The 2,969-nt window shown below is 73.9% G+C and carries 1 protein-coding gene; it reads left to right on the plus strand.

From position 1 onward, the window contains the following. On the plus strand, positions 1-2,968 hold a 2,968-nt coding region (locus tag E2E34_RS33060; RefSeq protein WP_138905524.1), incomplete at its 5' end, for a S41 family peptidase. Position 2,969: the final 1 nt, after the last annotated feature.

Raw genomic sequence — 2,969 nt, forward strand, 5'->3', positions numbered from 1 at the left:
CGGCCACCCCGCGCACATCCTCGCCGTCGCCTCGCACGGCCAGCCGTTCTCGCACTTCTCGTGGGCGTACACCCTCCCCACGGACGGCAGCCCCGGCGCGAAGCTGCCCTGGGGCCCGGTCTCCGACATCGCGGTCGCGGACATCGACGGCGAGCGCCGTACGCTCCTGCTCACCGGAAAGCCCCCGCACGAGCCCGCCGCGTGGAAGCGCTACCGGGGCGGGGCCACGGGACGCCTGTGGCTGCACGGCCGGCAACTGCTGCCGGACCTCGGCGGCCACCTCGACTGCCCGATGTTCGTCGACGGCCGCGTCGCGTTCCTCTCCGACCACGAGGGTGTGGGGAACCTCTACTCCTGCGCGTACGACGGCACCGACCTGCGCCGCCACACCGACCACGACGCGTTCTACGCCCGGCACGCCTCCAGCGACGGCGCCCGCGTGGTCTACCAGTGCGCGGGCGACCTGTGGCTGGTGGACGACCTGTCCCCCGGCGCCGGACCGCGCCGCCTCGACGTGCACCTGGGCGGCCCCCGCGCCGGCCGGCGCGCGTACCACGTCCCGGCGGCGGCCAACGTGGACGGCCTGTCGGTCGACACGACCGGCCGCGCCAGCGCGGTCGTGGTCCGGGGCAGCCTGTACTGGCTGACGCACCGCGACGGCCCGGCCCGCACGATCACCGACGTCCCCGGTGTCCGGGTGCGCCTGCCGGAGATGCTCGGCGGCAGCGGCCAGGTCGCGTACGTCACCGACGCGGAGGGCGAGGACGCGATCGAGATCGCGCACCTGCCGCGCGCCAGCGGTGACCGCGCGCCGCGCCGGCTCGCCTCCGGCAGGCTCGGGCGCGTACACGAGATGGTGTCGGACCCGGAGGGCGAACGGCTGGCGGTCGCCTCGCACGACGGCCGGCTCCTGCTGGTCGACACGACGGCCGACGCCGACGAGACCGCCGACGTCACGGAACTGACGCGCTCCACCAACGGCCCGGTCCGCGACCTGGCGTTCTCCCCGGACGGCGCCTGGCTGACCTGGTCGCACCCCGGCATCGGCCGCTCGCTGCGCCAGATCAAGATGGCGAAGATCGAGACGAAGCACGTCATCGACGTCACGAACGGCCGCTTCGAGGACGAGAACCCGGTCTTCACCACCGATGGCCGCTACCTGGCGTTCCTCTCGTGGCGCGGCTTCGACCCGGTGTACGACGTCCACACCGGCGACCTGTCCTTCCCGCTGGGCTGCCGCCCGTACCTGGTGACCCTCTCCTCGGCGACGCCGTCCCCCTTCGCGCTGTCCGCCGAGGGCCGCCCGGCCGCCGGCGGACTGGACCCGGTGGAGGGCGAGGAGGGCGAGAGCGCCGACAGCACGGCGGCCCTGGTGGAGGTCGAGGGCCTGGCGAACCGGGTGACGCCGTTTCCGGTGTCCGCCTCCAAGTACTCGGGACTCCAGCCCGTCTCCGGCGGCGGCCTCGTCTGGCTTCGCTGGCCGATCTCGGGAGCGCTCGGCGAGACGTTCGCGAACCCGGCGGACATGTCGGGGCGCCCGACGCTCGAACACTTCAACCTCACCAAGGCGCGCAAGACGGAACTCGTCGACCACCTCGACTGGTTCGCGGTCAGCGGCGACGGGACACGGCTGGTGGTGATGGACGAGGGCGAGCTGCGCGCGGTCCCCGCCACCGAGACCGGTGACACCGACTCGACGGTCTACCTGGACCTGCGCCGCATCCTGCACCAGGTCGAACCGGAGGCGCAGTGGCGCCAGGCCTACGCGGAGGCGGGCCGGATCGTCCGGGCCTACTTCTGGGAGCCGCGCATGTGCGGCGTCGACTGGGACGCGGTGCTCGACCAGTACCGCCCCCTGCTCGAACGCGTCGCGACGCCCGACGAGTTCGCGGATCTGCTCCGCGAGGTGCTGGGCGAGCTGGGCACCTCGCACGCGTACGTCGCCGCCGCCCGCCGCAACGAGGGCCCGCCGCACTACCAGCGGGCGATGGGCCTGCTCGGCGCCAACTTCGTGTGCCGGGACGGCCAGTGGGTGGTGCGCCGCATCCTCCCCGGCGAGTCGTCCGACTCCAAGGCCCGGTCACCGCTGGCCGGCACGGGCATCCGGGAGGGCGCCGCCCTCACGCACGTGGACGGCCGGCCGGTGGACCCGGTGGCGGGCCCGTACCCCCTCCTCGCGGCGGCCGGGGGCACGACGGTGGAGCTGACGTTCAGGCCGGCGGAGGGCGAGGGCCCGGCGCGCCGGGTCGCGATCGTCCCGCTGATCGACGAACGCCCGCTGCGCTACCAGGACTGGGTGGCCAAACGCCGTGAGGTGGTGCGGGAGTTGAGCGGCGGCAAGTGCGGCTACCTGCACATCCCCGACATGGGCGGCTCCGGCTGGGCGCAGTTCAACCGCGACCTGCGGATGGAGGTCGCGCTCCCGGCCCTGATCGTCGACGTGCGGGGCAACGCGGGCGGCAACATCAGCGAACTGGTCGTGGAGAAGCTCACCCGCACGATCATCGGCTGGGACCTGACACGCGACGCGGAGCCCGTGTCGTACGCCTCGAACGGCCCCCGGGGGCCGGTGGTGGCACTGGCGGACGAGGCGACGTCGTCGGACGGCGACATGATCACGGCAGCGTTCAAACTCCTGGGCCTGGGGCCGGTGGTCGGGCAGCGCACCTGGGGCGGGGTGGTGGGTATGACGGGCCGCCACACCCTGGGCGACGGCACGGTGATCACGGTGCCGATGAACGCGGCGTGGTTCGACGCGTACGGCTGGTCGGTGGAGAACCACGGCGTGGAGCCGGACATCGCGGTGCTGCGTACGCCGCTCGACTGGGCCGAGGGGCGCCAGGCGCAGCTGGGCGACGCGGTGCAGGTGGCGCTGGAACTCCTCGCGCAGCGGCCGGCGGCGTCGCCCCCGACGTACACGAACGTCCCGGACAAGACCCGCCCGCCACTGCCGCCGCGCGGCGCCTGAG

The sequence above is a fragment of the Streptomyces albidochromogenes genome (assembly GCF_005981925.1).
In the GTDB taxonomy this organism is placed as follows: Bacteria; Actinomycetota; Actinomycetes; order Streptomycetales; family Streptomycetaceae; genus Streptomyces; species Streptomyces albidochromogenes.